This window comes from Janthinobacterium sp. GW821-FHT03A03 (assembly GCF_059421435.1).
Genome location: NZ_JBWKUZ010000012.1, coordinates 60,014 through 86,398 on the forward strand (window position 1 = coordinate 60,014; position 26,385 = coordinate 86,398).

Sequence of the window (26,385 nt, forward strand, 5' to 3'; positions counted from 1 at the left end):
CAGGATACGCGGTACATGGATAAACGTTTCGAGCCTCACGCCCGCCTGGCGGCCATCATTTTTCTCCTGATCGGCTGCTTTTTCGTCCTGCGGCCTTTCCTGGCCGCCATGCTGTTTGCCGCCTGCGTGGGCATTTCCAGCTGGCCCCTGTATATCCTCCTGCTCGAGCGCCTGAAAGGCCGGCGCAACTGGGCGGCCGCCATCATGACGCTGTCGCTGCTGCTGGTCATCGTGCTGCCGCTGGCCCTCGTCACCTACAACCTGGCCGATAACGTCTCGCGCATCTATGAGCAGATCCGCGCCGCGCTGGAAGCGGGCGGCCTGCACCCGCCGGCCTGGCTGGCCAGCATCCCCGTGGTGGGCGACACCATCGCCGGCTACGTGGAGCGCCTGCTGGCGGACCGCGAGGAATTACTGAATTTGGGCAAGACGATGCTGGAGCCGGCGCGCCATTTCCTCGCTTCCGGCGGCATCCTGCTGGGCACGGGCCTGGCGCAGACCAGCCTGGCCGTGTTCGTCAGCTTCTTCCTCTACCGCGACGGCCAGCAGCTGAGCCGCGCCCTGATGACGGGCGCCGGCCGCATCATCGGCGACAGCGCGCCGGGCGTGGGCCTGACCATCAGCCGCACCGTGCGCGGCGTCATGTACGGCTTGCTGGGCACGGCGCTGGCGCAGGCGCTGGTGGCCGTGATCGGCTTCCTGATCGCCGGCGTGCCGGCCGTGGCGCTCTTGGGCGTGGCCACCTTCATCTTTTCGCTGATTCCCGTCGGCCCGCCCCTGATCTGGGGCGGCGCCGCCATCTGGCTGTTTTCCGATGGCCAGACGGGCTGGGGCATTTTCATGCTGGTGTGGGGCGCCTTGCTGATCAGCGGCGTCGATAACGTCGTCAAGCCCATGCTGATCAGCCGCGGCAGCAGCCTGCCCTTCCTGCTGGTGCTGCTGGGCGTGCTGGGCGGCGTGCTGGCCTTCGGCTTCGTCGGCATCTTTATCGGTCCGACCCTGCTGGCAGTGCTGTACAGCCTGCTGCAGACGTGGACGGTGGGCGAGACCACCGTGCCGCAGGGCAAGGATACGCTTACCTTGAAAAAAGACTAATCACGTAGATCGGCATCAAGATCGCGTTCCTGCTTGGGGATCACCTTGATGAGCACGATGCGGGGCCCGTTCATCTTCTTGACGACGATGTCGAAGTCGACGAAGGTGATGCGCTGGCCCTGCTTCGGAATGTCACCGAGCTTGACCATGATCAAGCCGCCGACCGATTCCACGTCGTCCAGCCCCAGCTCCTCGTTTTCGATATCGATGCCGAGGATGCGTTCGAGCGAGAAGATGGGCAGGCTGGCCTTGCCGATCAGGGTGCCGTCGCTCTGCTTGAGCCAGTCGTTTTCATTGCGGCGGAATTCGTCGCGGATTTCACCGACCATGGCGCCGAGCAAATTATCCAAGGTGATGAAGCCCAGCGGGCGCTTGCCCTTTTCGCCGATCAGGGCGAAGTGGGGCGCGCCGTCGCGAAAGCGGCGGAACAGTTCCAGTGCCGGCGTGCGCGCGGAAATGATGTCGACGGGACGCAGGAACGGCGTGAGCGAAGTGATCGGTTTGCCCGCCTGCTGGGCAAAGAACAGGTCTTTCAGGTGCACCACGCCCAGCACGTCGTCTTCGTTCGTGTCGAAATACGGGTAGCGGCTGAAGCGGTTGCGCAGCACCGTGTCGAGGTTTTCTTCCAGCGTGCTCGAGGCATGCAGGGCGATCACTTCATTGATCGGGCGCATCAGGTCCGACACCGTCATTTGTTCAAAATCAAGCGACTGCGCCAGGATGTTGCGCTCGTCGCGCGTAAACTTTTCGCCGGGCTGGCTGGTGCGCAGGATCAGTTTCAGTTCTTCGGACGAGTAATGGGCGTCGTGGCCGCCCTTGCCGGACAGGCCCGCCAGGCGCAGCACCCAGTTGGCGCTGGCGTTGAGCAGGTAGATGGCCGGGTACATGGTCCAGTAAAAGCCGTACAGGGGAATGGCGCTCCACAGGCCGACGGCTTCCGGGTTGCGGATGGCCATCGATTTGGGCGCCAGCTCGCCCACGACGATGTGCAGGAAGGAAATCACGCTGAAGGCGACGACGAACGAGACGCCGTGGATCAGCTCTTGCGAAGTGACGCCGATGGCGCCGAACAGCGGCTCGAGCAAGCCGGCAAATGCCGGTTCGCCGACCCAGCCCAGGCCCAGCGACGCCAGGGTGATGCCCAGCTGGCAGGCGGACAGGTAGGCGTCCAGCTGGCCATGCACCTTGGCCAGGATGCGGCCCCGCATTCCCTGTGTCTTGGCGATGGCGCGGATGCGCGTGCGGCGCAAGGTGACAATGCCAAACTCGGCGGCAACAAAAAAACCGTTCAGCGCGACCAGGAAGAGGGCGAGCAGGACTAGCAAGACATTGTGCATGGGGGCGCGGAAGATGGGCTGTAAAAACGACATCTTAAACGACGAAGGCCGGCATAGCCTAATTTAGCCGCGCGCCCCGCCCGTGCAGGCGGGCGCGCGCGGCCGGTCTTGCACGCTTGTTCAGCCTTTGGCCGCCGTTTGCGGCCCGCCGCGCATGGCGAAGACCATGACGGCCGAGACGATGGCGGGAATGGCGACGACGAGGAAAATCGTGCTGTTGGGCCAGTTCAGACGGATCAGCTCGCCACCGAGCACGGGGCCGATGATGGAGCCGATGCGGCCCACGCCCAGGCTCCAGCCGATGCCCGTCGAGCGCAGGGTGGTTGGGTAGTAGCTGGCCGCCAGGGCGTTGACGGCCGGCTGGCCGCCCACCACGCAAAAGCCCGCGATGAAGATGGTAATGAACAGGAAGGCCAGCGACACGTCGGGACGGCCGATCAGGGCAATGGCCACGGCGGCGACCAAAAAGCACGGCAGCAGGATGCGGCGGAAGCTGGAGCGGTCGATCAGCTGGCCCATGACGAGGGTGCCGATGGTGCCGCCCACTTGCAGGGCCGTGCCCGCCAGCACGGCGTTGGCCGTCGACAGGCCTGCTTCCTTGGCGATCGTCGGCAGCCAGTTGGACAGGAAATACAGGTTCAGCAAGTTCATGAAGTTGATGACCCACAACAAAATCGTCATCTTCGCGCGGCCGCCCGTAAACAATTGCAGCACGGGCGCGCCCTTGTGTTCTTTCTCATGCACGAGGTATTGCGTGTCGGGCGTGATGCTCACCGTCGGGTCGATGCGTTTGAGCCACTGGGCCACCTTGTCGAGCTTGCGTTTCTTCAATACCAGAAATTGCATCGATTCCGGCAGCAGGAAGAACATCAGCACGCCGATGACCAAGGGCACCACGCCGCCCACGTAAAACACGGATTGCCAGCCGAAGGCGGGAATCAGCGCGGCGGACAATAATCCGCCCAGCACGGCGCCCAGGGTAAAGCCGCACGAGACGAGCATCATCAGGGTGACTTTCTTGCGCACGGGGCTGTATTCGCCGGCCAGCGCCATGGCGTTCGGCATTACGGCGCCCAGGCCCAGGCCGGTGATGAAGCGGATCAGCTGCAATTGCTCGATGCTGGTGGCCAGCGGCGTGACCAGCATGCACAGCGAAAAGAAGATGGTCGAGCCGATCAGCACGGGGCGGCGGCCGAACTTGTCGGCCGTGATGCTGAAGACGAGCGAGCCGACCAGCATGCCCAGCAGGCCCGCGCCGAACACGGGGCCCAGGTTGGCCTTGCTGACATGCCAGTCGGCAATGATGGCGGGCGCCACATAGCCCATGGCCTGCACGTCGAAGCCATCCATGATGACGCACAGCCCGCACAGGATCAGCATGCCGATCTGGAAGGAGCCGATCTTGTTGTTATTGATGAGATCGGGAATATCGATCGTCTTGCCTGCCATGGACATGGTGATGCTCCTGTTTTTTTATGGTGGTCGCGCCCTTCCGGCGAGGGCGGGGCGCGTGTTTGTCTCAGGCTTCATTACAATCGCTTTTGATTGATTATTCAAACGTTATTTTCGAATGGATTTATCAGGTTTCCTTGTAAATCTTCGGGCTGCCCTGGATGGCCGCCAGGATCACATCGAGCGCCGGATGCATGATCTTGCGTTCGTTCGAGATCACATAAAACTGTTCGCGCAGGGACGAGGCGTCGCCCACCAGCACGGCGCCGAATTGCTCCTCGATGTCGGCCGCCAGGCTGGCCGGGGCGAAGAACAGGCCCAGGCCCTTGCGGCCGAAGGCGTTGAGCATGGCGTTGTCCTCGAATTCGCCCACCACGTCGGGCCGCACGCCTTGCTGCACCATCCATTCATCGATGCGCCCGCGCAAGGCGTTGTTGCGCGCGGGCAGCAGGAAGGGCGCGCCGTGCAGGCTGTGCGGGAAATTGCCGCGGTACTGTTCGGCCAGGGCGGGGATGCCGAACAGCTTCATGGCGCTCTCGCCCCACAAGTGGCTGGACACGCGCAGGCTGGCGCCGGCCGGCACGGCGCGGTCCGTCAACACCAGGTCCAGCTTGTGCAGGGCCAGGTCGGCCAGCAAGGATTCGAATTCATCTTCCAGGCAGACCAGCTTGACGGGCTGGTCCAGGCTGCGCGTGGCGTCGAGCATGCGGTAGGCCATCAGTTTCGGCAGGGAATCGGAAATACCCACCGTCAGGCGCATCTTTTCCGCGTCCGCGTCGGCCAGCGCATCCTGCATCTGCTCGCCCAGCAGGAAAATCTGGTCCGCATAGCCGAGCGCCAGCCGGCCCGCTTCCGTCGGCACCAGGCGGCGTCCCTGCGGCTGCAGCAGCGACTTGCCCAGTTCCTTTTCCAGCAGGGCCAGCTGCGTGCTGATGGTTTGCACGGCCAGTCCCAGGCGCTCGGCCGCGCGCGTCACGCCGCCCTCCTTGGCGACCACCCAAAAGAAGTACAAATGGCGGTAATTGAAGCCCGTGGTTTTCATCGCGATATCCTATCTTCTGTTTTTACGAAGTAATACTTCCATTATCTTCCATTTTTAAATGTGTGACATGTCCCTATACTATGTTTCATTAAATCTAGATAACGGGGAACTATCGATGAAGCATTTCATAGTGTCATTTCTGGTGACATTTATCTGCCTGGGCATTTCCGCCTGGTGGGGTTATACGCACGGTGGCGTGCAGACGATGCTGGCGGCGCTCGGTATCGCGGTGATTCTGGGCGTGATGGAAGTGTCGCTGTCGTTTGACAACGCCGTCGTCAACGCCTCGGTGCTGAAGAACTGGGACAAGTTCTGGCAAGGTCTGTTCCTTGGCGTGGGCATCATCATCGCCGTCTTCGGCATGCGTTTGCTGTTTCCGCTGGTCATCGTGGCGCAAGCGGCGGACCTGGGGCTGATGGAAGTATGGAATCTGGCGTTGAGCAATCCGGAACAGTATTCGATGCACCTGACGAATCACCACGCGGAAGTGGCGGCCTTTGGCGGCATTTTCCTGCTGCTGGTTTTCCTGAACTTCCTGCTGGACTCGGAAAAAGAAACGCACTGGCTGGGCCGTATTGAAGAAAAACTGGGCGCGCTGGGCAAGATTTCGTCGATTTCCGTGATGATCGCGCTCGGTACCCTGATGGCCAGCCTGTCGATGATCGAAGAAGGCCAGAAACTGGTGGTCCTGACGGCCGGCCTGTGGGGCATCCTGACCTACGTGGGCGTCGATGTGATCAGCGGCTTGCTGGAAGGCGATAACGGCGACGGCAACATGGGCGACATCATCAAGCGCGGCGGTATTGGCGGCTTCCTGTACCTGGAAGTGCTCGACGCCTCGTTCAGCTTTGACGGCGTGATCGGCGCGTTTGCCATCACCAAGGATGTCGTGATCATCATGCTGGGCCTGGCGATCGGCGCGATGTTCGTGCGCTCGATGACGGTGTTCCTGGTGCGCAAGGGTACGCTCGACGAGTTCGTTTATCTGGAGCACGGCGCGCACTATGCGATCGGTATCCTGGCCGTGATCATGTTGGTCAGCATGAAGTTCCACATTCCCGAGATCTTCACGGGTCTGATTGGCGTGGCCTTCATTCTCGCCTCGCTGTGGTCGTCGATACGCCACAAGCGCAGGATGGCCCTCGAAGAAGGCCGGCCGGAAGCGCTCGAAGCGGTCAAGGCAGTGTAAAGAATGCGCGGCAAACGACTGCACCCGTTTGTCGGCAAGTTGTAGCAAGCGTCGCCGCCGGCCTGGGGAGTCAGGCCGGTGGAGGACGCCAGGTGTTTGGTCATACACAACCCATATAGGAGCAATACATCATGGCAATCAGTCTGCAAAAAGGCGGCAACGTTAACCTGAGCAAGGAAGCCCCTGGCATTTCGAAGATGATCATCGGCCTGGGCTGGGATGCCCGCGCCACCGACGGCGCCGCGTTCGACATCGACGGCTCCGTGTTCCTGCTGAAGGCCGACGGCAAGGTACGCGCCGACGTCGACATGATTTTCTACAACAACCTGAAGTCGAGCGACGGCGCCGTCACCCACTCGGGCGACAACAAGACGGGCGCTGGCGATGGCGACGATGAAACCGTCGTCGTCGACCTGGCCACGGTGCCGGCCGATATCGACAAGATCGCCGTCTGCGTGACGATCCACGACGCCGAAGCGCGCAAGCAAAACTTTGGTATGGTATCGAAGGCCTACGTGCGCTGCGTCAACGCCAACGGCAACACGGAAATCGCCCGTTTCGACCTGTCGGAAGACGGCTCGGCGGAAACGGCCATGGTCTTCGGCGAAATCTACCGCAACGGCGGCGATTGGAAATTCAAGGCCATCGGCCAGGGCTACAAGGGCGGTTTAGGTCCTCTGGCTGCCTCGTTCGGCGTCGGCGTATAAGTCGTCAATAGCAAGGGCGGTCCGCGGCGCGGGCCGCCGCCATCACCATCATCGTCAAGGAAGGAACAGTTGAATGCCAGTTTTTAATATTACCGGGGACGTCGACCCGTTCCTGCATGTGTCGCTGGCCAAGGGCGAGAAGATTTATTGCGAATCCGATGCGATGGTGATGATGGAAACCAATCTTGAGCTGAAAGGCAAGATGACGGGCGGCATCGGCGCCGCGCTGATGCGCACCTTTGCCAACGGTGAATCGTTCTTTCAGCAGCATATCGAGGCCATGCGGGGCGACGGCGACTGTCTGCTGTCGCCCACTTTGCCGGGCGCGATGCGGGTGCTTGAGATTGGCGCCCAGCAATACATGATCAGCGACGGCGCCTTCGTGGCGGCCAGCTCTGGCGTGGAATTGAAGGTGCGCACGCAAAGCCTTGGCAATGCGCTGTTTGCCCAGAGCGGTGGCTTTTTCATCACCGAGACGGCAGGCAGCGGCCAGTTGGCGGTCTCCGGTTTTGGCGCAATGTCGGAACTGGAAGTGACGCCTGGCAAGGACGTGGTGATCGATAACTCGCACGTCGTGTGCTGGGACAAGCGCCTGCAATACGAGATTTCCATCACGACCGGCAGCAGCGGCGGCTTTCTGGGCAATTTGATCAATAGCCAGACCAGCGGCGAGGGCATGGTGCTGAAGTTTTCAGGCACGGGAAAAATCCTCGTGTGCTCGCGCAACCGCGCGGCCTTCCTCGCCTGGACGCAAAGCAAGCCGGCGTAATCAAGCACTAACTAACTAAACAGGAGCAATGCGTATGTCTGTCAATTTGAGCAAGGGCCAGAAGATTTCTCTGGACAAGGAAGCTGGCACCACCCTGACCCGCATCACCATGGGCCTGGGCTGGGATGCGGCCAAGACCAAGGGTTTCCTCGGTTTCGGTTCGAAGACGGAAGCCGTCGACCTCGATGCCTCGTGCGTCATGTTCGACGAGAACAAGAGCACGTCCGACATCGTCTGGTTCCGCCAGCTGAAAAGCAAGGACGGCAGCATTGTCCACACGGGCGACAACCGCACGGGCGCGGGCGACGGCGACGACGAACAGATCAATGTCGATCTGTCGACCGTGCCGGCGCACGTGAAAAGCCTGGTCTTCACCGTCAACAGCTTTACTGGCCAGAACTTCTCGCAGGTGGAAAACGCCTATTGCCGCATCTTGAATGCGAGCAATAACCAGGAAGTCGCGCGTTTCAACCTGTCTGTGCAAGGTTCCCACACGGCACAGATCATGGCCAAGCTGTACCGCCATAACGGCGAATGGAAGATGCACGCCATCGGAGAAAACGGCAACGGTCGCACCTTTGACGACCTGATGCCGCAAATCTCCGTGCATCTATAAGGAGCAGTACGCAGCGGGCGGGGGACGGACCGGATACCGGCCCTTGTCCGCTGCTCTATATTTAGGAGAGTATGTCGTGATGCGATTGCTGATAGCCTTGCTACTTCCGTGTCTCACGTTTTTCATGCTGGGGCGCCCGCTGGCCGGTGCCGCCGCCTTGATTTTGCAGTGCACTGTGATCGGCTGGGCGCCGGCGGCCCTGTGGGCCCTGTACACAGTAAACCAGCATAAGACGGAGCAGGAACTGGAAGGTGCATTAAGCCGCAGCTACATGCGCAGGCGTAGTCGCTTGATTTAAGGTCGATTGATCTAAATCAACCGGGCGCTTGGAATCCTTGCGCTAAAGCCCGCACGAGCGATCGTGCGGGCTTTTTTGTGGGCGCTCACTTCTTGCAGCGTATCGGCACGTTCACGGAATTGCCATCCGAACTCAGGTTGCGGTACTGCAAATCTTCGCTTTCGATGGCAAAGCTGGGCACGGCGTGCACGTAGCGCTGCTTGCAGACGATGTCGTCGTTGATCAGCTTTCCCGCCAGCATGTAGTCGCACAGGGCGAAGCGCGATTCCTCGTCGTCGAGGATCAGCACGCGCGCGGCACTGTACAGGGCCGATTGCAGTACTTCCGGGCTGCAGTTTTCCGGCCCCGTCAGTTTCAGATGGGTCTTCGTTTGCGTGGCCAGGCGCTGCAGCTTGACGAGGGCCGCGCGCTCTTGCTTACGCGCAAAATTGACTTGCGCATCGTCGCTGGCCAGGCGCAGGGCCAGCGAGGCGATTTCATCGATGGAAATATGCCAGGCGAAGCCTTCCAGGGTGGTGCGGACCTGGCCCGGCATGGGGGCGGCCGCATCGACTTCGCAGCGGTACTGGCCCAGATGGGGCCGGCACAGCACGGGAATGGCAAAGGCCGAGGTGCGCTTGCCCTTGACGAATTTCTGGCTCAGGTCGCCGAAATTCTCGTGCGTGACCGTATCGAAGCGGGCCTGGCCAAAGCCCATCTTGACGAGGTTTTCCTTGCGCTGGCGCGAAAACAGGGCATCGACGGCGTCGTAGATGTTCTTGTTGAAGATGCGGTCCAGCGGCTGGCGCTCGTCCGACATCTTTTCAAACACGGCGCTGGAATTGGGCGCGTTGGCGTCGATGGAGATGAGGATGAAGGGCTTGCTGTTCAGGCGCGGCGGCACGACGGCCATGTCGTTGCCGTACAGCTGAGTCAGGGCCGCGTCCCACAGGGTTTCCACGCCCAGGTTGTCGGCCGCGCCGCCGTCGAACAGGTGTACGTACGAGGGTGATTCGCGCGACTCGGAACCGAGTTCCGGCACGAAGGTATTTTTCGGACGGAAACGCTCGAAGGTGACGGAATCGAAGACGCCGGGAAAGGCGGCCGAGGTGGCCACGGCCGTTGCCAGGCGGATATCCTGGATGGGCGAATGCAGGGTATTGTAAAAATACTCATAGGAAAACACCACGCGCTTGCCGCCATCGGTGGCGTCCGTCGCGTTGGCCAGGAAGATGGGGCCGTCGTGCGGCAAGTCTTCGTAGGTTTTCTTGTCGTACAGCACATCGTCCAGCACGTCGGACAGGAAGGACGTGCGCGTCTTGTTCGTCAGCAACATCGTCGTCAGGTTGGCGGGCTTTAATATGGTCTGGCCGAAGAAATCCGTTTTCAGCTTGCTGCGCAGCAAGGGCCAGTTCGTCTGCTTGCCGTGCAGCGCATAGTAGCCGCCCGCGATGGCGCCGCCGGAGACGCCGGAGATGGCCGAGGCGCCGCTGACGAGGCCGAACTGCTCCAGCTGCTCCAGCGATGCCGCCGAGAAATTGGCCGCGCGGCTGCCGCCGCCGGACAGGGCGATGCCGATGAAATGGTCGCTGGGCATCGGATTCTCGATGCGCGCCTTGGGCGCGTCGATGCGCAGGCGCGGCGATTCCTGCACGGTAAACGTGCGGTTTTCGACGCCGCTGTTGGGGTGCAGGGCGAGTACCGTGCAGCCGCTCAGCAGCGCAGCGAGGACAAGTGGTGCGGACAAGCGTGGATGCATGCGGGATCTGTGCGTAGTCATTGTTTGGGATACGGACGGAAAACGTGTGCGATTCTAGCAAACTTGTCCATGCTCATGCATGGAGTTGAAGCGCGAGGATGGCCGCGTTATAGCCGGCATGGGCCAGCATGGGCGCCAGCAGCGAACGGCTGCGTTCATAGGCGGCGCCCGCGCACAGGCCCAGCACGAAGACGGGCAGCATGGAGGCCGGCGGATGGACGATGGCGAAGAGGGCCGCGCCGATGCCGATCGCCTGCCAGGCGGGCAGCGAGCGGCGCAGGCCGCCCTGGAGCAGGCCGCGGAAAATGAATTCTTCGCACAGGGGCGCGGCCAGCAGCGCCAGTCCTGCCAGCCATACTGCGTCCCAGCCCGTCCCGGCCGCCAGCGGCGCGCGCGCAGGTGACCAGCCGCAGGCTTGCACGATGGCCAGGTAGCCGATGCCGAAGAGGGCCGCCAGCACCGCGGCTGCCGCGCCCCGGCGCCACGGTTGCCGGCCTGGCCCGATGCGCGGCACGCCTGCCGTCTTGCCGCGCCAGTAGACGAGGCGCACCAGCACATACGTGAGCGCGCCCGCGCTGCCGAAGGCGATGGCCGCGTGCGGCAGCGTTGCACCGGCCGCATCCTTGAGGAGGATCAAGGCCAGTGTCTGCAGGATAAAAAACAGCATGGCGGCGATCAGGCCGTCCGCCGCCGACACCGTGGCCGGCGGCGAGGCGGCCGGGTCGAGCAGGTACGGCAGCTCGTCACGCGCCTTTTGCCACAGCGCCAGGGACAGCGCCACCGTCAGCACGACAAACACCAGCTGCTGCACCACGCTGCCGGCCGCCAGCGCGGCGAGGTACAGGCCGCTCAGCAGCAGGTACAGATACATATATGTGGGGCGTATCTTCGCCGCCGCTTCCGTGGCCAGCGGGTCGCTGGCAAACACGCCCAGCGCCACGGCGATCATCGAATACAGGGGAATGCCGGCCAGGGCCAGCAGCATCAGGCCCGCCGTCTGCCACGACCAGGCGGGCAGCCAGGCCAGCGCCGCGCCGAACAGGATGAGTGGATACAGCAGGGCCAGTACGGCCCACAATTGCGCCTTTTGCCGCAGCGCCCGCTCAACGGGAACGGGAAATGTGTACAGCAGCCACAGCGCGCCGCCTTCCTTGTTCAGTGTCTGGAAGGCCGACATCATCAGCACATAGCTGCCGAGGAAAAAGCCCGTCGATGCCAGCAGGGCGGGGCTGGCCAGCAGCGCGTGCAGGTCGCGCGCCTGGCCGGAAAACAAAGCCTGGCCGCCGAGGATGAGCAGCGGCATCAGCAGCGTTTGCACCATGAAGTTACGGTCGCGCACCAGCAGGGTCAATTCGCGGCGCTGGATCACCGTGCCGATGCGGGCGCGCCACCGGCCAGCGGGCAGCGCCGCCGGAGAGCGCTTGCGGCTCGCTTCGCGCTGGCCCGCGCCCACGACGCCATGGCGCAACTGGCGGCGCAGCATCGCCATGCCCAGCAGCATCATCAGCAGCACTTGCGCCAGCAGCAGGCAGGCGGGCAACAGCGCATCCGCCAGGCTGGCGGCATTGAGCGCGCGCACCAGCAGGCCGGGCGGCGTCCAGCCGCTCCAGGCGGGCATGGCAGCGGCCCAGCCATGGGCAAAGCCGCCCGTGCCCATGCCAAAAGACATGCCCATATACATGGGAAATACCCCGGCCACCGAGAGCAGCGCCTGCAGGTTGCCCAGCCGTGCCGGACTGAGCGACAGGCGCAGGCCCGTATCGACCAGTGTGCGCAGCATGGCGGCCAGGGCCAGCAGGAGCAGGCTGGCCGCCAGCCCGGACAGCGGAGAAAGCCAGCCCTGGCCCGAATACCAGGCGATCATGGTGGTGCTGGGCCACAGGGCCAGCAGGCCGGCCGGATTGACGACCGTGCGCTCGAGCACGCGCGCCCACAGCAGCGTGGCTTTGTCGACCGGCAAGGTGACCAGCCATTCCAGGTCCCAGTCCGGTTTCGACAGTTCGCCCATGCCTAGCGGTAACAACACGCTGACCAGCCACAGCAGCATCAATTGCAGAGTCAGGCCGCCTGCCAGCGCCGCACTGAACGGATGCCCGATGAATTCGGCGATGACCGGCGCCAGCAGGCGTTCGCCCGCCTGCATGCTGCCTTGCGCCTGGCAGGCTGCCACTTGGTCGAGCAGGCAATGCATGTTGAGCACGCCATGGCGCGCCATGGTGCCGAAGGAAAACAACATGGGCAGGAACAGCAGCACGCCCAGCAGCCAGCGGCCCCGCTGCTTGCCCGGCGTGGCGGGGCGGCCCTGCAGGGCCTTCCTGAAGGCGAAGCCGCGGCCGCTGACGTTGAGCAGGCGCTGCAGGCGCAAGCGTGTCAGCAGCCAGACGGCACGCCAGGCGGTCAGCGGCGCCGGCGTCATGCGGTCGCCGTTTCATCGGTCAGCTGCAGGAAGATATCTTCCAGGCTGCCGTCGCTGGACAGTTGCCGGCGAATCTCGTCCAGGCTGCCCGTGGCCGCCAGCGCGCCGCGGTGGATGATGGCCACGCGGCTGCACAGCTTTTCCGCCATGTCGAGCAAATGCGTGGAAACGAAGATCGTGGTGCCGGCGGCGGCGATGCGCAGCAGCCGTTCCTGTACTTCGCGCGAGGCGCGCGGGTCCAGGCCGTTGATCGGTTCATCAAGGATCAGCACGGCCGGATCGTGGATCAGCGCGCAGGCCAGGCCCAGCTTCTTCTTCATGCCCAGCGAGTAATTGACGGCGAAATCTTCGCCCGCTTCATCGAGGCCGAATTCGCTCAGCAGCCGCGCCGCGCGGGTGGCCGCCTCCGCGCGCGCATAGCCATGCATTTCAGCAACGAATTGCAGGATTTCACGTCCGCGCAAATAATCGTAAAAGACGGGGGTGTCTGGCAGGTAGCCCACCTTGCGCTTGACGGCGGCGCCGTCGCGGTGGCAATCGAGGCCATCGACCAGCACGCGCCCGCCGCTGGGAACCAGGATGCCCATCAGCATGCGGATGGTGGTGGTCTTGCCGGCGCCATTCGGTCCCAGAAAGCCGAAGACCTCGCCTTTTCCCACCTGCAAGGTGAGCGGCTTGACGGCCTCGAACGTGCCGTACTGTTTGGACAAGCCTTCAAAAACAATCATCGTGTATCCCAAAAAAGAGAGCGTGCGGGATGATAGCCCGATACGGCGCCGCCCCAACGCTCCTTGCTGCCTAATGGCGCAGCATCACGCCCGTGGCGATGCAGGCCATGATCGCCAGGCTCATGGCGAGGGCATAGGCTGCCATCAATACCAGCCAGCGGCAGACGGTGGCGAGCTTGCCGCTTGGATACACGCGCCACATGGCCCAGGGCAGGTAGCCGAGCAGCCAGGCGCAGAGCGCGAGGCGGACAATATCGACGGGGATCAAGGTCATGAGCGCCATCGTGATGAAGGCGAAGGCATTCGTATGCAAGGCGAACAGGAAATGCTCGCCATAGCGCCGTCCGCTGCCCAGGTAGAGGATCTTCAGGAACAGGGCGAACAGCGGCATCAGGCCAAACATGGCATAGGGTGCGTAATGAAAAAAGCTCTCCCTTATCAGCTTTTGCTTTCCGGCCACGGGCAGTTGCTGAAAGTCTTGCCACTGATGTGGCAGCGTGGGTGTCTGGCCCAGGATGCTGACCTGCATGCCCGACGCATTGTTGTCCGGAGTCTGACTTGGGCCGTGGGCGCTCGCCTGGGGTTGCTGGCTGTGGACGGTGAGGAACAAGTCGGCGCTGCCGAACTTGAGGATGGCAAAGAACAGGATGCTGAAGGTCAGGTATACGCGCAGCGGTTCCACGTAACGCACGCGGCGCCCCGCAATGTACTCGTTCGTCAGCGCGCCCGGGCGGAACAGCAGCAGGGCCAGGGTACGCCACAGCTTGCCTTCGAGCGCCACATAATGGGCGACAAATTCATGCAGGAATTCGCGCGCGCTGGGCACGTGCACGACGGTGGACTGGCCGCAGGTGCTGCAGAAGTTGCCTGGCGCGTCGGTGTGGCAGTTATGGCAGGTGCTGGCGGGACTTGTGCTGGGTGACACTGTTTTCAAGATGGACTCTTTCCATAGGCGAAAGGGGGAAATGCGCGCTGAAGAGCGCAGCATATGATGAATGAAAACAATGGCAAAAGGGCATTTTTCTCTCGATAGTTGCTTATGAGATACAAAATGCCGGCACCGTTGAGCGGCAGGCAAATACGGCCAGCAGGCGCCGCTCGCCGCTTGGCGTGATGCGCAGGGCGCGGCTGTCGAATTCGCGCTCGGCCCAGCCCTGGCGCAGGGCCAGCTGCAGCAGGGCCGCCCCCAGCGCGCCGCCCAGGTGGGCGCGCCGTTCGCTCCAGTCCAGGCAGGCACAGGCGAAGCGGCGGCGTTGGCGCTGCAGTTGCGGCACGTCGATGCCCAGCGCCGCCATGCTGGCCGCGCCCGCTTCCGACAGGCGATATTCGCCGCCGTCGTCGAGCAGCCAGCCTTGCGCATGCAGCTGGTCGTGCAAGGCGACGGCCACCGTGCCGGCCATGTGGTCGTAGCAGGTGCGCGCGCGGCGCAAGCGGTCCGGCGTGGTGGGCGTAAACGGCGTTGCGGGCACGCCGGCCACCACCAGCAGCGCTTCGAGCGCCTGGCCCACCTCGGCGCTGGCCAGGCGGTAATAGCGGTGCTTGCCCTGCGCCACCATGGTCAGCAATCGATCTGTGCGCAGGCGCGCCAGATGGGCGCTGGCTGTCGAGGCGCCCACGTCGGCCAGCGTAGCCAATTCCGTGGCCGTGCGCGCATGGCCGTCAAGCAGGCTGCACAGCATGCGCGCGCGGGCTGGTTCCGCGATGGCGCCGGCCAGTTGCGCCAGGCCCAGGTCGGCCGAGGGAAACTTGTCTTCCATGATTCGTTCACGGGCGAAGTGTTGTGGTGGAAGGGCCAGCATACTCGTGTCCCCACTTCACTGCAATGGAACGCGCATGCCGCTCGCCGACTTTCTTATCGACCCCGCCGACCCTTTTTCCGCCGTCACCCACGCGGCGCCGTATGACTACTATCGCCGCCTGGCGGACGGCCCGCCGCTGCGTTTCGACGCGTCGCTCGATTGCTGGCTGGCGACGGGAGCCGTTGGCGTGCAGGCCGTGCTCGCGCATCCCGCTTGCCGCGTGCGCCCGCCGGGCTTGGCCGTGCCGCTCAACCTGGCAGGCACGCCTTGCGGCGCGATTTTTGCCGAACTGGTGCGCATGAACGACGGCGAACGGCATGCCGTGCCAAACCAGGTGCTGGCGCGGGCGCTGGGCCGGGTGGATCTGGCGCGCCTGCATGGGCGGGTGATGCAGCTTGCCGGTGACCGCGTTCCCGGCCGCGCCGCGCGGCTCAATGATGCAATTGTTGAACTGCCCCTGTTCGCCATGGCGGACTTGCTGGGCTTTGCGCCAGCGCAATGGCCGGCGCTGGCCGCCTGGACGCGTGATTTTGTCGCCTGTCTGTCGCCGCTCAGCAATGGCGAACAATTGGCCGGCGCGCAGGACGCAGCCTATGCCTTGCTGCGAGGTTTTAGCGTGTTGCTGCGCGAGGCGGAGGCCTTGCCCGGCAGCTTGCTGCACGACATCGTGGCCGGGGCGGATGCCGTCGGCTGGCAGGCGTCTGGCGGCGTGCTGGCCAACCTCGTGGGCTTGCTGTCGCAGACCTGCGACGCCACGGCCGGCTTGCTGGGCAATGCCGTCGTGGCCTTGCGCGCGCAGCCGGAGTTGTCCACGCAACTGCGCGCCGCACCCGGGCGATGGCCGGCCCTGTTACGCGACGTCAGCCTGCGTGATCCCTCGATCCACAACACGCGCCGCTACACGGCGGAGGACGTGCAATTGCACGGCGTGCGCATACCGGCCGGACAGATGATTATCGTCGTGCTGGCCAGCGCCGGCCATGCGGAGTCAGGCTTTGGCCATGGCCGTCACGCCTGTCCCGGCCAGTCCATCGCGCAGACGATAGCCACGGCTTGTTTGCAGGCATGGGCCGATAGCCTGCAAGACTTGCCGCTGGCTTGGAGTTATCTGCCCTCGCTGAACGCCCGTATCCCCGTGTTTATGCAAGGAGCCAGCGCATGATTGCCGTGATTTTTGAAGTCTGGCCCGGCGCCGAAGGGCGCCAGCAGTACCTGGACCTGGCGGCGTCCCTGCGGCCCTTGCTCGACGAGGTCGATGGTTTCATTTCCATCGAACGCTTCGGCAGCCTGAGCGAACCAGGCAAACTGCTGTCGCTGTCTTTCTTTCGCGACGAAGCGGCGCTGGCGCAGTGGCGCCAGCTGGAAGCGCACCGGGCGGCGCAGTCGGCCGGCCGGCAGGGCGTGTTCGACGATTACCGGCTGCGCATCGCCGCCGTCGTGCGCGATTACGGCATGCTGGCGCGGCAGCAGGCGCCCGCCGACAGCCGGCGTCGCCACGGTAATTAGCGTGCCAGCGCGCCCTGCGTAATCTTGACCTTGACCCGATACGCGGGTTCGGCTGCGTTCAGGGCCGGCGGCGTGGCCGGGTCGACGTCGAGCAGGGTGAACGTCAGGTGGTTGACGGTCACGGAACTGGACGCGCCGGGCATGGACTCGGACAGGACGATGTCGGTGGCGCCCGCGCTGTTGAGCAAACTGAAGCTGTAGCTGACGTAGCCTTTCCACACGCACACGGCGCCCTTGCGGCAGCGGCTGTCGTTGACGCGCTCGAGTTTCAGGGTGTCCGTGGCCGTGATGGCCACCTGCTGGCCCGGCGACAGCACGTGGGTGACGCTGCGCGGCGTGTTTTCCGCGTCGCCGGCGCTGCCGGCCGCGCCGCAGCCGGCCAGCACGGCCAGGCAGGCGACGAGCAGGGGCAGGAACAGGCGGCGATACGAGTCATGGAGGTAATGCATGTTTTTTCCTTTCAGGTGGAGCGTCCCCGACGTGGCATCCACGCGTGGGATGAAAATGATAATAACAAAATGATATTTTTCCGGCGCACCATTGGCGTGCTGCGGATGAATTGATGCGCCGTCCACGCGGCGCGCCGATTACTGCGTAGAATGGCTGTTTTGAAAATCAGGAAACAACCATGAAAAAAACCGACCTGGCCAAGAGCGATGCCAAGAAACTGATGGGAAAGATGAATGTTCCCGGCGCCGGTGCATTCGGTAAGGAAGCGGTGCTCGTCGACCGCCGCGAGCAGCGCAAGCGCGATCAGGCCCTGGGCCTGGTGCCGTTCGCCGTCAAGCTGAACAGCGATCTGGTCTTGCAATTGCAGACCCTGGCCAAGGAGCGCGGCGCGGATCTGAATGAGGTCGTCGCCGAGCTGATCACCAAGGGCCTGGCTGCAGCTTAACGGTCGACAATGTTTATCTGTTGATAAATATCAAAGTTCAAAACTAAAAGGCGCCTTGCGGCGCCTTTTTACTGCGGCTCTGGCTTGCTGTTACACGTAAGCGGCCAGCGCGCCCTTCATTTTTTTCAGCGCCGCCACTTCGATCTGGCGGATGCGTTCGGCCGATACGCCGAACTCTTCTGCCAGGGTGTGCAGGGTGGCGCCGGAACCGTCGTCGTTGGCCAGCCAGCGCGCTTCGATGATGCGGCGCGAACGGTCGTCCAGCTTGCTCAAGGCCGTTTCCAGGCCTTCCGATTGCAGGCGCGTCACTTGCTCCGCTTCCAGCACCTTGGTCGGCTCGCTTTGCTCCGACGACAGGTAGGCGATCGGCGAAAACTTGTCGTCCTCATCGTCGGTCGGCGACTCCAGGGCGATGTCGCGGCCGCTCAAGCGCGTTTCCATCTCGATCACTTCTTCGCGCTTCACGTCGAGCAGCTTGGCCAGCGCGTCGATCTGCTTCGGCGTCATCGCATCGAGGCCCGTCTTGTGGCTGCGCAGGTTGAAGAACAGCTTGCGCTGCGCCTTCGTCGTCGCCACTTTGACCAGGCGCCAGTTTTTCAGGATGTACTCGTGCATCTCGGCTTTCACCCAGTGCATGGCGTACGACACCAGGCGCACGCCCTGGTCAGGGTCGAAACGTTTCACGGCTTTCATCAGGCCGATATTGCCTTCCTGAATCAGGTCGGCATGCGGCAAGCCATAGCCCAGGTAGCCGCGGGCAATCGAGACCACCAGGCGCAGGTGCGACAGCACCAGCTCTTGCGCGGCGGCCAGGTCATTTTTTTCGCGCAGGCGTTTCGCCAGCGACATTTCTTCGGCGTGGGTCAACATGGGCAGACGGTTCACGGCCGAAATATAGGCGTCGATATTGCCCAGATTGCCGGTGAACCCGAGGCCCAGCGCGTTATTCTTGGTCGGAACCAATGCGGACGTTGCGGACATCATAGTCATGTTTTCTCCCTCGTAGTCTTGCTTTGTTCCAGTTGGCCATGTCACACGACAGGGCCCGTTTTTAGTTCGTTCTTGCGTATCCGGTCTTGCACTTTGCAGTTCGCGGCACCATCTATATCTGGCGCTCATGGCGATCCTGCCTGGGTATGTCCATATATTAGCACTCTCTGCTTGAGAGTGCCAATCAGCACATTTAATCGCTCTGATAGCCTATATGCTATGGGGTTTTAATGACTGATATGTAATCTAAAACATCGCGCCGGGCCGCATCGGCACTGCCATGCGCGCCCTTTTCTTGCTTCCCAGCGACAACATACATAGTCTACGGCCGCAAGCTGAAGCGAACCTTAAGAATACTTGCTTAATATCAAGATAACAGCAGTATGGGGTGAGTGTCAAAAAAACAAGGGGCAGTGAGGAATGGCGGCGCGCGTGGCGCCGCCATGGGAGGGAAGGTCAGTTCAGGCGCGCCAGATGGCGCTGCACGCAGAGGAAGGCGCCGGTCAGGCCCAGGCCCGCGCTGACGGCCAGCAGGCCGGCCATCGACAGCGGCGCCAGCGGCACCAGCTGGAATTCGGACGCGTACAGGCGGGCAAACTCGGCAATCGCGGTATTGAGCGGCTGCAAGGCCAGCGCCACGGCGCCCAGGGCCAGCGCGCCGGCGCACAGGCCCAGCAGGGCGCCCGTGTAATAGAAGGGGCGGTGGATGAAGGTGTCGGTTGCGCCGATCAGTTTCGAGATGCTGATTTCATCGCGCTGCTGCATCACTTGCAGGCGGATGGTATTGAAGACCACGGCGATGACGGCCACGCCCAGGGTGATCGCCAGCAGCAGCAGCACCAGGCGCAGCACGCCCAGCAGGGCCGCCAGGCGCTTGACCCAGGCCGAATCGACTTGCGCCGATTCCACGCCGGGCAGGTGGCGCAGCTGTTCCGCCACGGCGTCGACGTCCTGCGCTTCGCTGGCGCTGCTGAAGGCGTCGAGTTTCAGCACATAGCTGTCGGGCAGGGGATTGTCGCCCAGGGTGCTCAGCACGTCGGCCAGGCCGTTCTTGTTTTTCAGGGTGTCGAGCGCCTGTTCGCGCGGGATGAAGACGATCTTCGCCTTTTGCTCGCGCACGATCTTGCGCATGGCGCCGGCCAGGGCCACGGCCTGCTCGCGCGGCGTGTCGATTTTCAGGAAGACGCTGATTTCCGGGTCGACCGACATCTGCTCCGACATGGGACGCACGTTGTCGAGCATGGTCAGGCCGGCAAACGGCAGCGACAGGGCGATGGCGACGACGACGACGTTCAATAAAAAGCCGCCGGGCGACTTGCGCAGATGAATCAGCGCCGAACCGAGGGCGAAGCGGTGTTGACGGAACCAGCCTCTCATGCCTGTTCTCCCTGCGCGTCGTCCGCATCGGGGGCGGGCGCAAAATCGGGGTCGGGCGGGGCGAACACGGGCGCCTGCGTGGCCTTGTCGATGGCGACCAGCTGGCCGTTCTTCAGGTGGATCACGCGGGCGGCGGCGTCGAGCATCTGTTCGTCGTGGCTGGAGATGAGGCAGGTCACGCCCACCGAGTGGAATGCTTTGAGGGCGTCGAGCACCTTGTTGGCGCTGGCGCGGTCCAGGTTGGCCGTCGGTTCGTCGGCCAGGATGATCTGCGGCCGGTTGACGATGGCGCGCGCGATCGAGACGCGCTGCTGCTCGCCGCCCGACAGCGACAGCGGGCGCGCCAGGGCGCGGTCGAGCAGGCCAACCTTGTCGAGCGCGGCGCGTGCGCGCTGCTCGGCGGCCACTTTATGCGCGCCGACGACGAGCAGGGGCAGCATGACGTTGGCCAGGATGGAGCGGTCGTTCAGCAGTTTCTGCTGCTGGAAGATCAGGCCCATGTTACGGCGCAGAAATGGCACGCCGGCCGGCTTGATCTTCGCCATGTCCTGGCCGTTGACGATCAGCTTGCCCGACGTGGGGCGCTCCATGGCGGCGATCATTTTCAGCAGGGTGGACTTGCCGGCGCCGGACGGGCCGGCCAGGAAGACCAGCTCGCCTTTGGCAATGCTCAGCGAAATGTCGCTGAGCGCCACTGCGTCGGGGGAGTATTGCTTGGAGACGTGCTGAAATTCAATCATGTATAGGCTTATCCGAGCAGCGCTTCGACAAATTCGGCAGCCACGAAGGGCTGCAAGTCTTCAATTTTTTCACCGATGCCGATGAAATACACGGGCACGGGGCGCACGCGGGCGATGGCCGCCAGCACGCCGCCCTTGGCGGTGCCGTCCAGCTTGGTGATCACCAGGCCGCTCAGCTGCAGGGCGTCGTCGAAGGCCTTGACTTGCGTGAGGGCATTCTGCCCCGTGTTGCCGTCGATGACGAGCAGCGTTTCATGCGGCGCGCCCTCCATGCCCTTGCCGATTACGCGCTTGATTTTCTTCAATTCTTCCATCAGGTGCAATTGCGTCGGCAGGCGGCCCGCCGTGTCGACCATCACCACGTCGATGCCGCGCGCTTTCGCCGATTGCACGGAGTCGTAGGCCACGGCGGCCGGGTCGCCCGATTCCTGCGAGATCACGGTAACGTTGTTGCGCTCGCCCCAGACCATCAGCTGCTCGCGCGCGGCGGCGCGGAAGGTGTCGCCCGCGGCCAGCAGCACGGACTGGTTGTTCGACTGCATGTGCTTGGCCAGCTTGCCGATGGTGGTGGTCTTGCCGGCGCCATTCACGCCGGAAATCATCATCACCAGCGGCTTGTGGCGGCCCAGTTCGAAGCGCTTTTCCAGCGGCAGCAAGAGCTCGATCAGCAGCACTTTCAGGGCGGCCTTGACGGCGGCCGCATCGAGCAGCTTGTCTTCCTTGACCTTTTTCTTCAATTCCGTGAGCAGGAATTCGGTGGCGTCGATGCCGGCGTCGGACATCAGCAGCGCCGCTTCCAGCTCTTCGTACAGGGCGTCGTCGATCTTCGCGCCGACGAACAGCACGGACAAGGTGTTCGAGGTTTTCGACAAGCCGGCCTTCAGGCGCGTCATCCACGATTTTTTCTCGGGCTCGGCAGCGACGATCACGGGCACGAGCTCGGCTGGCGCACCGCTCAGGGGGACGGCGGGCGGCGTGACGGCGGCGGGCGCGGCGATAGGCTCGACACTGGCAGGCAAGGCTTCAGGGGCGGCGGTTTTTTTCTTGAAGAAACTAAACATGGATGTGTGGTGGCGGGTGCTGACCTTAGGCCCGGCGGCGCCGGACACTGTTTCATACCGGCTATTCTACCAGAGCGCGCCCGGCGCTTCATGCATTACTGTTCGATTGGCAACATTGCGCGCCTATCCCCGGAGATCGCCGCAGATATATTGCGATCAGTGCGTTTGCACGGCGTCGGGCGCATGGCGCTGGCGCCAGCTGGCGATGCTTTCCTCGACCTGGCGCAAATCGAGCACGTGCAGGAACGGCGGCGGACGCTTGTGGAGCACGGGGCTGCGCCCGCCCGCCCACAGCTCGGTGCTGGCCGGCAGGCTGGCGTGCAGCTGCTGCAGGCTGTCGCGCGTCTGCCTTGCCTTGCTGGCGCTGGAAAACGACAGCGCGACGATGTCGGCCCGCTGCGCGCCGGCCGCCGCGACGATGTCGGTCAGCGGCGTTTCCACGCCCAGCGACATGCAGTGCGCGCCGGCCGCCACGCACAGCGCCTCGGCCATCAGCAAGCCCAGGCCGTGGCGTTCCTGCGGCAGGGTGCTCAGGACGATGCGCGGCGTGCGCGTGCTGGGACTGCTTTGTTGTGGCAGCGAAAAAATCGCGTGGCGCATCACCGTCTGCAAGGTTTCGCTATACAGATGCTCCTCGTACACGGCCAGTTCGCCGCAGGCCCAGGCCTCGCCTACCATGCCGGTCAGCGGCGCGATCACGTCGACGGTAAAGGCTTTCAGGCCCAGCACGGCCAGCGCCTGGCGCAGGGCGTCGCCCAGTTCCGCCATCCGGTGGCCGCGGCACAGGGCCAGGTAGTGCCCGAGTTGCGGCGCCGCCTGCTGGGACGGCGGCGTGCCGGCGCTGGCCAGCTGCTGCAGTTGCAGGGTGCTGTGCTGCATGATTTTACCCGGACGAAATCCGAGGTCCAGCAAGCGCTTGACCATGCGCAGTTTTTGCACCTGCTCGGCCGGGTAGCTGCGTTCGCCGAAGGCGTCGCGCTGCGGCTGGGGAAAGGCGTAGCGGCGCTCCCAGACACGCAAGGTTTCCTTGGCCAGCCCCGTATCGCGCTCGACATCGCTGATGCTGAAGGCGGAAGGGGGATGCAGTGCTTGCAGGTCAGTATCCATACCAGGGTTTTGCTCGCTTGCGGATGAACGTGGCATGCATTTTACGCCTTTGCCTGTCCCGCACCAAATAGCTGAATCCGATTGGAAAGCGCCTGCGTACAAGTTCCTGAGTGGCGCACGCCCTCATTGACATAGCTCAATATTTAATCGAATATCCTGCTAGGTCGATTTGTCCAGGACAAACTTGATATGGGTGCCATCATGAAGATTGCTGTTGTCGGTGCGGGAATTGCAGGTTTGTCATGTGCGTATCGGCTGGCGCAGGCGGGCCAGGACGTCACCTTGTATGAGGCGGGCGATTATTTCGGCGGCCACAGCCACACGGTCGACGTCACGCTCGACGGCGCCACGCATGGCGTGGACACGGGCTTTCTCGTGTTTAACCACGCCACCTATCCGAACCTGGTCCAGCTGTTCGATGAACTGGGCGTCGCGGCGGCCGACAGCGACATGTCGTTTTCCGTGAAGATGCCGCTGGGTACTGCCGCGCATGCCCGCGTGCTGGAATGGGCGGGCGCCAGCCTGGACACCGTGTTTGCCCAGCGCGGCAACCTGCTGCGCCCCGCCTTTTTGCGCATGCTGCGCGATATCGTGCGCTTCAACCGGCAGGCCAGCGCCCTGGCCACGGCCAGCTTGCCGGCGCCGGCCCTGTCGTTGGGCGAGTTTCTCGACCTGCACGGCTATGACGCCGGGTTCCGCCACTGGTATCTGTTGCCGATGGCGGCCTGCATCTGGTCATGCCCAGCGCGCCAGATGCTGGCCTTTCCGCTGGCCACCTTTATCCGTTTCTGCCACAACCACGGCTTGTTGCAGGTCAGCGACCGGCCCCAATGGCGCACGGTGCGGGGCGGCGCGCGCGTGTACGTGGAAAAACTGCTGGCGGGCATCCCCCAGCAACGCCTCGCGTGTCCCGTGCTGGCCGTGCACCGCCAGGGGCACGGCGGTGCGCGCATGGTCGAGCTGCACACGGCGGCAGGCGTCGCGCATGCCGATCACGTGGTGCTCGCTTGCCACAGCGACCAGTCGCTGGCCCTGCTGGCAGACATCCGCGACGACGAGCGCTCCGTGCTCGAAGCCGTGCGCTACCAGCCGAACCGGGCCGTCCTGCATACGGATGCGTCCTGCCTGCCGCAGCGCCGCCGCGCCTGGTCGGCCTGGAATTACCAGGGCCGGGCGGCAGGGGAAGGCGAGGCGCCGCAAGTGTGCGTGCACTATCTGCTGAACCAGTTGCAGCCGCTGCCGTTCACGACGCCCGTCATCGTCTCGCTCAATCCGCTCGACGAGCCGGACCCGGCCAAGGTGATCGACGAATTTTCCTATGCGCATCCCGTGTTCGATGGCGCGGCCATCGCCGCCCAGGCACGCCTGGCCGCTTTCCAGGGCGCGCAGCACACGTGGTTCGCGGGCGCCTGGACGGGCTATGGTTTCCATGAGGACGGCTTGAAGTCGGGCCTGGCAGTGGCGCAAGTGCTCAATGGCATGGCGGCGGCGGAGCTTGGCCATGCCGCATGAGCCGTCGCCGCCGGCGCAGCCGCAACTGTGCCTGGGCCAGGTGCGCCATGCGCGCCTGCGGCCCCGCGCGCATGCTTTCAGCTACGGCATCTATTATGTGCGCCTGCCCCTGCGCAGCATGGGCGCGCAGGATTTTCCCGCCCGTTTGATTTCGCGCAACGGCACCAATCTGCTGTCCTTCCGCGACCGCGATCATGGCGATGGGGAAACGCCGCTGCTGCAATGGATAGACACCCTGCTGCGCCAGCACGGCGTGACGGATGCGCACGGCGAAATCTGGCTGCAAACCATGCCGCGCGTGTTCGGCTATGTCTTCAACCCCGTCAGTTTCTGGTTTTGTCACCGGCTTGACGGCGCGCTGCGCGCCGTGCTCTGCGATGTGCGCAATACCTTCGGCGAGCGCCACCTGTATCTGCTGGAGCAGGGCGGCGCCATCGCCCATGGCAGCGAATTGCAAGCCAGCAAGATTTTCCACGTCTCGCCGTTTTGCCAGGTGCAGGGACGCTACCGCTTCCGTTTCCTGCGCAATGACGAGCAGGACGGCGAGCGCCACCTGGCGCGCGTCGATTACGACGACCCCGACGGCCCGCTGCTGCAGACGAGCTTGTCCGGCGCGGCGCGGCCCCTGGGGGACGGCGCCATCGTCTATGCCCTGCTGCGCTATCCGCTGATGACCTGGGGCGTGATGGCGCGCATCCATTGGCAGGCGCTGCGCCTGTGGCTGCGCCGCGTGCCGTTTTTCAGCAAACCCCTCCCTCCACAAGAAAAGGTGTCCCGATGAGCTCTGAATCCCTGCCCACCAGCGTGCATGTGCGCAGCGCGTGCCATGACCATGCGCACCTGGACATGCCCGCCTCCGGGCGCATGATTTTGCGGCTGCTGGCGCAACTGAAGTTCGGCGCCTTGCGCCTGCGTACGCCCGATGGCAGCGTCCTGCTGTATGGCGACGGCGGCAATCCCGTTGCCCTGGACTTGCACAACTGGCGCTTGTGCGCGGCCGTCCTGCGCTCGGGTGACATCGGCTTTGCCGAAACGTTCATCGCGGGCGACTGGCGCACGGACAATTTGCCGGGCTTGATCGAGTTGATGATACGCAATCGCGACCAGATCGAGTCCTTGATTTATGGCAACTGGTGGGGCAGCCTGGTGTATAAGCTGCGGCATTTGCTCAACCGCAATTCGCGCGCCGGCAGCAAGAAGAACATCCACGCCCATTACGACATCGGCAACGCCTTTTATCAGCTGTGGCTGGACCCGTCGATGACGTATTCGAGCGCGCTGTTCAGCGAGGGCGCCAGCCTGGAGCAGGCGCAGGCGGCGAAATACCGGCGCATTGCCAGCGAGCTGCAGCTGCAGGCCGGCGAGCGCGTGCTGGAAATCGGCTGCGGCTGGGGCGGCTTTGCGGAAACGGCGGCGCGCGACCACGGCGCCCATGTGACGGGGCTGACCTTGTCGACGGAGCAACTGGCGTATGCGCGCCAGCGCCTGCACGACGCGGGGCTTGCCAGCCTGGCCGATTTGCAGCTGTGCGATTACCGCGACAGCCACGGCCAGTACGACGCTGTCGCTTCGATCGAGATGTTCGAAGCCGTGGGGCAAAGCTATTGGCCCGGCTATTTCGCCTGTGTGGCGCGCAATTTGAAGCAGGGCGGACGCGCCTGCATCCAGACCATCGTCATCGCCGACGAGTTGTTCGAGCGCTACAGCAAGAGCACGGATTTTATTCAACAGTACATTTTCCCGGGCGGCATGCTGCCTTCGCCGGCCGCGTTTCGCCGCGCCGCCGAGGCGCAGGGCTTGCGCGTGGAAGACGCCTTCAGCTTTGGCCTTGATTACGCGGAAACCTTGCGCCAGTGGCGCGCCAGCTTCCTGGCCCGGCGCGCGGCGCTGGAAAAGCAGGGTTTCGACGGCCGTTTCCTGCTGACCTGGGAGTTTTACCTCGCGTATTGCGAGGCCGCCTTCCAGGCCCACAACACGGATGTGATGCAATTTACCCTCGTCAAGGAGTGAG

Annotated in this window: 26 protein-coding genes; 12 read left to right on the forward strand and 14 right to left on the reverse strand. The window is 63.6% G+C overall.

The features are described 5' to 3' along the window. The first annotated feature begins 15 nt into the window (after nucleotides 1-15). Nucleotides 16-1,095, forward strand: coding sequence for an AI-2E family transporter (locus tag AC07VI_RS20065; RefSeq protein WP_086145278.1), 1,080 nt, complete (start codon nucleotides 16-18; stop codon nucleotides 1,093-1,095). On the opposite strand, the gene AC07VI_RS20070 is transcribed toward AC07VI_RS20065, so the two are convergent. The 3 genes from AC07VI_RS20070 to nhaR all read right to left on the reverse strand — a co-directional run bounded on the left by AC07VI_RS20070 (nucleotide 1,092) and on the right by nhaR (nucleotide 4,926). Continuing rightward, complete coding sequence (locus AC07VI_RS20070; protein ID WP_086145351.1) at nucleotides 1,092-2,432, reverse strand: hemolysin family protein; 1,341 nt, start codon at nucleotides 2,430-2,432, stop codon at nucleotides 1,092-1,094. The two genes, AC07VI_RS20065 and AC07VI_RS20070, sit on opposite strands and share 4 nt — an antisense overlap. Nucleotides 2,433-2,552: 120 nt before the next feature. Then, nucleotides 2,553-3,887 (reverse strand): MFS transporter, encoded by a 1,335-nt coding sequence (locus AC07VI_RS20075; protein ID WP_086145279.1) that lies wholly within the window; start codon nucleotides 3,885-3,887, stop codon nucleotides 2,553-2,555. 124 nt (nucleotides 3,888-4,011) lie between these two features. Beyond that, entirely contained in the window at nucleotides 4,012-4,926 is a 915-nt protein-coding gene (gene nhaR / locus AC07VI_RS20080) for a transcriptional activator NhaR (RefSeq protein ID WP_086145280.1), read from the reverse strand. 115 nt (nucleotides 4,927-5,041) lie between these two features. On the opposite strand from nhaR, the gene AC07VI_RS20085 reads away from it, so the two are divergent. From AC07VI_RS20085 to AC07VI_RS20105, 5 genes are all read left to right on the forward strand, one after another. Beyond that, nucleotides 5,042-6,115 carry a DUF475 domain-containing protein gene (locus AC07VI_RS20085; protein WP_492992535.1) on the forward strand — a complete coding sequence of 358 codons (1,074 nt, stop codon included), beginning with the start codon at nucleotides 5,042-5,044 and terminating at the stop codon, nucleotides 6,113-6,115. A 131-nt stretch (nucleotides 6,116-6,246) separates the two neighbouring features. Beyond that, nucleotides 6,247-6,822 carry a TerD family protein gene (locus tag AC07VI_RS20090; protein ID WP_086145282.1) on the forward strand — a complete coding sequence of 192 codons (576 nt, stop codon included), beginning with the start codon at nucleotides 6,247-6,249 and terminating at the stop codon, nucleotides 6,820-6,822. A gap of 73 nt (nucleotides 6,823-6,895) precedes the next feature. Further along, nucleotides 6,896-7,591, forward strand: a complete 696-nt coding sequence (locus AC07VI_RS20095; protein WP_086145283.1) for a TIGR00266 family protein — start codon at nucleotides 6,896-6,898, stop codon at nucleotides 7,589-7,591. 34 nt (nucleotides 7,592-7,625) lie between these two features. Further along, a complete protein-coding gene (locus tag AC07VI_RS20100; RefSeq protein ID WP_086145284.1) occupies nucleotides 7,626-8,207 on the forward strand; it encodes a TerD family protein in 582 nt (193 codons plus the stop codon). Between the two features lie 79 nt (nucleotides 8,208-8,286). Then, complete coding sequence (locus AC07VI_RS20105; RefSeq protein ID WP_034784905.1) at nucleotides 8,287-8,505, forward strand: hypothetical protein; 219 nt, start codon at nucleotides 8,287-8,289, stop codon at nucleotides 8,503-8,505. 85 nt (nucleotides 8,506-8,590) lie between these two features. Here AC07VI_RS20105 and AC07VI_RS20110 read toward each other — a convergent pair whose 3' ends face one another. From AC07VI_RS20110 to AC07VI_RS20130, 5 genes are all read right to left on the reverse strand, one after another. Further along, nucleotides 8,591-10,231: a patatin-like phospholipase family protein gene (locus AC07VI_RS20110; RefSeq protein ID WP_492992538.1), complete on the reverse strand. Its 1,641-nt coding sequence runs from the start codon at nucleotides 10,229-10,231 to the stop codon at nucleotides 8,591-8,593. Nucleotides 10,232-10,316: 85 nt separating this feature from the next. After that, nucleotides 10,317-12,659 carry a CPBP family intramembrane glutamic endopeptidase gene (locus tag AC07VI_RS20115; RefSeq protein ID WP_492992540.1) on the reverse strand — a complete coding sequence of 781 codons (2,343 nt, stop codon included), beginning with the start codon at nucleotides 12,657-12,659 and terminating at the stop codon, nucleotides 10,317-10,319. Continuing rightward, nucleotides 12,656-13,387, reverse strand: a complete 732-nt coding sequence (locus AC07VI_RS20120; RefSeq protein WP_099375322.1) for an ABC transporter ATP-binding protein — start codon at nucleotides 13,385-13,387, stop codon at nucleotides 12,656-12,658. The genes AC07VI_RS20115 and AC07VI_RS20120 overlap by 4 nt, the downstream gene beginning before the upstream one ends. Before the next feature lie 70 nt (nucleotides 13,388-13,457). After that, nucleotides 13,458-14,312: a DUF3667 domain-containing protein gene (locus tag AC07VI_RS20125; protein ID WP_253251918.1), complete on the reverse strand. Its 855-nt coding sequence runs from the start codon at nucleotides 14,310-14,312 to the stop codon at nucleotides 13,458-13,460. 112 nt (nucleotides 14,313-14,424) lie between these two features. Beyond that, nucleotides 14,425-15,144 (reverse strand): ArsR/SmtB family transcription factor, encoded by a 720-nt coding sequence (locus tag AC07VI_RS20130; RefSeq protein WP_086145289.1) that lies wholly within the window; start codon nucleotides 15,142-15,144, stop codon nucleotides 14,425-14,427. A 76-nt stretch (nucleotides 15,145-15,220) separates the two neighbouring features. Here AC07VI_RS20130 and AC07VI_RS20135 point away from each other — a divergent pair, with 76 nt between their 5' ends. Together AC07VI_RS20135 and AC07VI_RS20140 are read left to right on the forward strand one after the other, a co-directional pair. Next, a complete protein-coding gene (locus AC07VI_RS20135; protein WP_492992543.1) occupies nucleotides 15,221-16,348 on the forward strand; it encodes a cytochrome P450 in 1,128 nt (375 codons plus the stop codon). Beyond that, on the forward strand, nucleotides 16,345-16,692 hold the full coding sequence (locus AC07VI_RS20140; protein ID WP_086145291.1) for an antibiotic biosynthesis monooxygenase family protein: 348 nt from the start codon (nucleotides 16,345-16,347) through the stop codon (nucleotides 16,690-16,692). Before AC07VI_RS20135 ends, AC07VI_RS20140 begins: the two co-directional genes overlap by 4 nt. Here AC07VI_RS20140 and AC07VI_RS20145 read toward each other — a convergent pair. Beyond that, a complete protein-coding gene (locus AC07VI_RS20145; RefSeq protein ID WP_086145292.1) occupies nucleotides 16,689-17,141 on the reverse strand; it encodes a hypothetical protein in 453 nt (150 codons plus the stop codon). The genes AC07VI_RS20140 and AC07VI_RS20145 overlap by 4 nt on opposite strands. Nucleotides 17,142-17,320: 179 nt before the next feature. On the opposite strand from AC07VI_RS20145, the gene AC07VI_RS20150 reads away from it, so the two are divergent. Further along, a complete protein-coding gene (locus tag AC07VI_RS20150; protein ID WP_086145293.1) occupies nucleotides 17,321-17,587 on the forward strand; it encodes a hypothetical protein in 267 nt (88 codons plus the stop codon). A 90-nt stretch (nucleotides 17,588-17,677) separates the two neighbouring features. Here the strand turns inward: AC07VI_RS20150 and rpoH are convergent, their stop codons facing one another. The 5 genes from rpoH to AC07VI_RS20175 all read right to left on the reverse strand — a co-directional run bounded on the left by rpoH (nucleotide 17,678) and on the right by AC07VI_RS20175 (nucleotide 22,862). After that, nucleotides 17,678-18,571 (reverse strand): RNA polymerase sigma factor RpoH, encoded by an 894-nt coding sequence (gene rpoH, locus AC07VI_RS20155; RefSeq protein ID WP_076568393.1) that lies wholly within the window; start codon nucleotides 18,569-18,571, stop codon nucleotides 17,678-17,680. A gap of 462 nt (nucleotides 18,572-19,033) precedes the next feature. Continuing rightward, nucleotides 19,034-19,954, reverse strand: a complete 921-nt coding sequence (ftsX, locus tag AC07VI_RS20160; RefSeq protein WP_086145294.1) for a permease-like cell division protein FtsX — start codon at nucleotides 19,952-19,954, stop codon at nucleotides 19,034-19,036. Further along, entirely contained in the window at nucleotides 19,951-20,694 is a 744-nt protein-coding gene (locus AC07VI_RS20165; RefSeq protein ID WP_076568395.1) for a cell division ATP-binding protein FtsE, read from the reverse strand. The genes ftsX and AC07VI_RS20165 overlap by 4 nt, the downstream gene beginning before the upstream one ends. A gap of 8 nt (nucleotides 20,695-20,702) precedes the next feature. Beyond that, the gene (gene ftsY, locus AC07VI_RS20170) at nucleotides 20,703-21,755 is read right to left on the reverse strand and encodes a signal recognition particle-docking protein FtsY (RefSeq protein WP_492992547.1); all 1,053 of its coding nucleotides are present in this window, start codon (nucleotides 21,753-21,755) and stop codon (nucleotides 20,703-20,705) included. A gap of 156 nt (nucleotides 21,756-21,911) precedes the next feature. Continuing rightward, on the reverse strand, nucleotides 21,912-22,862 hold the full coding sequence (locus AC07VI_RS20175; RefSeq protein WP_086145296.1) for a MerR family transcriptional regulator: 951 nt from the start codon (nucleotides 22,860-22,862) through the stop codon (nucleotides 21,912-21,914). A 201-nt stretch (nucleotides 22,863-23,063) separates the two neighbouring features. Here AC07VI_RS20175 and AC07VI_RS20180 point away from each other — a divergent pair, with 201 nt between their 5' ends. From AC07VI_RS20180 to AC07VI_RS20190, 3 genes are all read left to right on the forward strand, one after another. Then, on the forward strand, nucleotides 23,064-24,374 hold the full coding sequence (locus AC07VI_RS20180; RefSeq protein ID WP_086145352.1) for an NAD(P)/FAD-dependent oxidoreductase: 1,311 nt from the start codon (nucleotides 23,064-23,066) through the stop codon (nucleotides 24,372-24,374). After that, on the forward strand, nucleotides 24,364-25,155 hold the full coding sequence (locus AC07VI_RS20185; RefSeq protein ID WP_086145297.1) for a DUF1365 domain-containing protein: 792 nt from the start codon (nucleotides 24,364-24,366) through the stop codon (nucleotides 25,153-25,155). The genes AC07VI_RS20180 and AC07VI_RS20185 overlap by 11 nt, the downstream gene beginning before the upstream one ends. A gap of 65 nt (nucleotides 25,156-25,220) precedes the next feature. After that, a complete protein-coding gene (locus AC07VI_RS20190; RefSeq protein ID WP_086145353.1) occupies nucleotides 25,221-26,384 on the forward strand; it encodes an SAM-dependent methyltransferase in 1,164 nt (387 codons plus the stop codon). The last annotated feature ends 1 nt before the right edge of the window (nucleotide 26,385 follow it).

Bases quoted from the DNA above. Each gene is read 5' to 3' on its own strand.
- AC07VI_RS20180 (WP_086145352.1), top strand. From the start codon at position 23,064: ATGAAGATTGCTGTTGTCGGTGCGGGAATTGCAGGTTTGTCATGTGCG.
- AC07VI_RS20175 (WP_086145296.1), bottom strand. From the start codon at position 22,862: ATGGATACTGACCTGCAAGCACTGCATCCCCCTTCCGCCTTCAGCATC.
- AC07VI_RS20140 (WP_086145291.1), top strand. From the start codon at position 16,345: ATGATTGCCGTGATTTTTGAAGTCTGGCCCGGCGCCGAAGGGCGCCAG.
- rpoH (WP_076568393.1), bottom strand. From the start codon at position 18,571: ATGATGTCCGCAACGTCCGCATTGGTTCCGACCAAGAATAACGCGCTG.
- AC07VI_RS20105 (WP_034784905.1), top strand. From the start codon at position 8,287: ATGCGATTGCTGATAGCCTTGCTACTTCCGTGTCTCACGTTTTTCATG.
- AC07VI_RS20165 (WP_076568395.1), bottom strand. From the start codon at position 20,694: ATGATTGAATTTCAGCACGTCTCCAAGCAATACTCCCCCGACGCAGTG.
- AC07VI_RS20120 (WP_099375322.1), bottom strand. From the start codon at position 13,387: ATGATTGTTTTTGAAGGCTTGTCCAAACAGTACGGCACGTTCGAGGCC.
- ftsY (WP_492992547.1), bottom strand. From the start codon at position 21,755: ATGTTTAGTTTCTTCAAGAAAAAAACCGCCGCCCCTGAAGCCTTGCCT.
- AC07VI_RS20115 (WP_492992540.1), bottom strand. From the start codon at position 12,659: ATGACGCCGGCGCCGCTGACCGCCTGGCGTGCCGTCTGGCTGCTGACA.
- AC07VI_RS20095 (WP_086145283.1), top strand. From the start codon at position 6,896: ATGCCAGTTTTTAATATTACCGGGGACGTCGACCCGTTCCTGCATGTG.
- AC07VI_RS20065 (WP_086145278.1), top strand. From the start codon at position 16: ATGGATAAACGTTTCGAGCCTCACGCCCGCCTGGCGGCCATCATTTTT.
- AC07VI_RS20075 (WP_086145279.1), bottom strand. From the start codon at position 3,887: ATGTCCATGGCAGGCAAGACGATCGATATTCCCGATCTCATCAATAAC.
- AC07VI_RS20145 (WP_086145292.1), bottom strand. From the start codon at position 17,141: ATGCATTACCTCCATGACTCGTATCGCCGCCTGTTCCTGCCCCTGCTC.
- AC07VI_RS20135 (WP_492992543.1), top strand. From the start codon at position 15,221: ATGCCGCTCGCCGACTTTCTTATCGACCCCGCCGACCCTTTTTCCGCC.
- AC07VI_RS20130 (WP_086145289.1), bottom strand. From the start codon at position 15,144: ATGGAAGACAAGTTTCCCTCGGCCGACCTGGGCCTGGCGCAACTGGCC.
- AC07VI_RS20090 (WP_086145282.1), top strand. From the start codon at position 6,247: ATGGCAATCAGTCTGCAAAAAGGCGGCAACGTTAACCTGAGCAAGGAA.
- AC07VI_RS20100 (WP_086145284.1), top strand. From the start codon at position 7,626: ATGTCTGTCAATTTGAGCAAGGGCCAGAAGATTTCTCTGGACAAGGAA.
- ftsX (WP_086145294.1), bottom strand. From the start codon at position 19,954: ATGAGAGGCTGGTTCCGTCAACACCGCTTCGCCCTCGGTTCGGCGCTG.
- AC07VI_RS20085 (WP_492992535.1), top strand. From the start codon at position 5,042: ATGAAGCATTTCATAGTGTCATTTCTGGTGACATTTATCTGCCTGGGC.
- AC07VI_RS20185 (WP_086145297.1), top strand. From the start codon at position 24,364: ATGCCGCATGAGCCGTCGCCGCCGGCGCAGCCGCAACTGTGCCTGGGC.
- AC07VI_RS20070 (WP_086145351.1), bottom strand. From the start codon at position 2,432: ATGCACAATGTCTTGCTAGTCCTGCTCGCCCTCTTCCTGGTCGCGCTG.
- nhaR (WP_086145280.1), bottom strand. From the start codon at position 4,926: ATGAAAACCACGGGCTTCAATTACCGCCATTTGTACTTCTTTTGGGTG.
- AC07VI_RS20150 (WP_086145293.1), top strand. From the start codon at position 17,321: ATGAAAAAAACCGACCTGGCCAAGAGCGATGCCAAGAAACTGATGGGA.
- AC07VI_RS20190 (WP_086145353.1), top strand. From the start codon at position 25,221: ATGCCCGCCTCCGGGCGCATGATTTTGCGGCTGCTGGCGCAACTGAAG.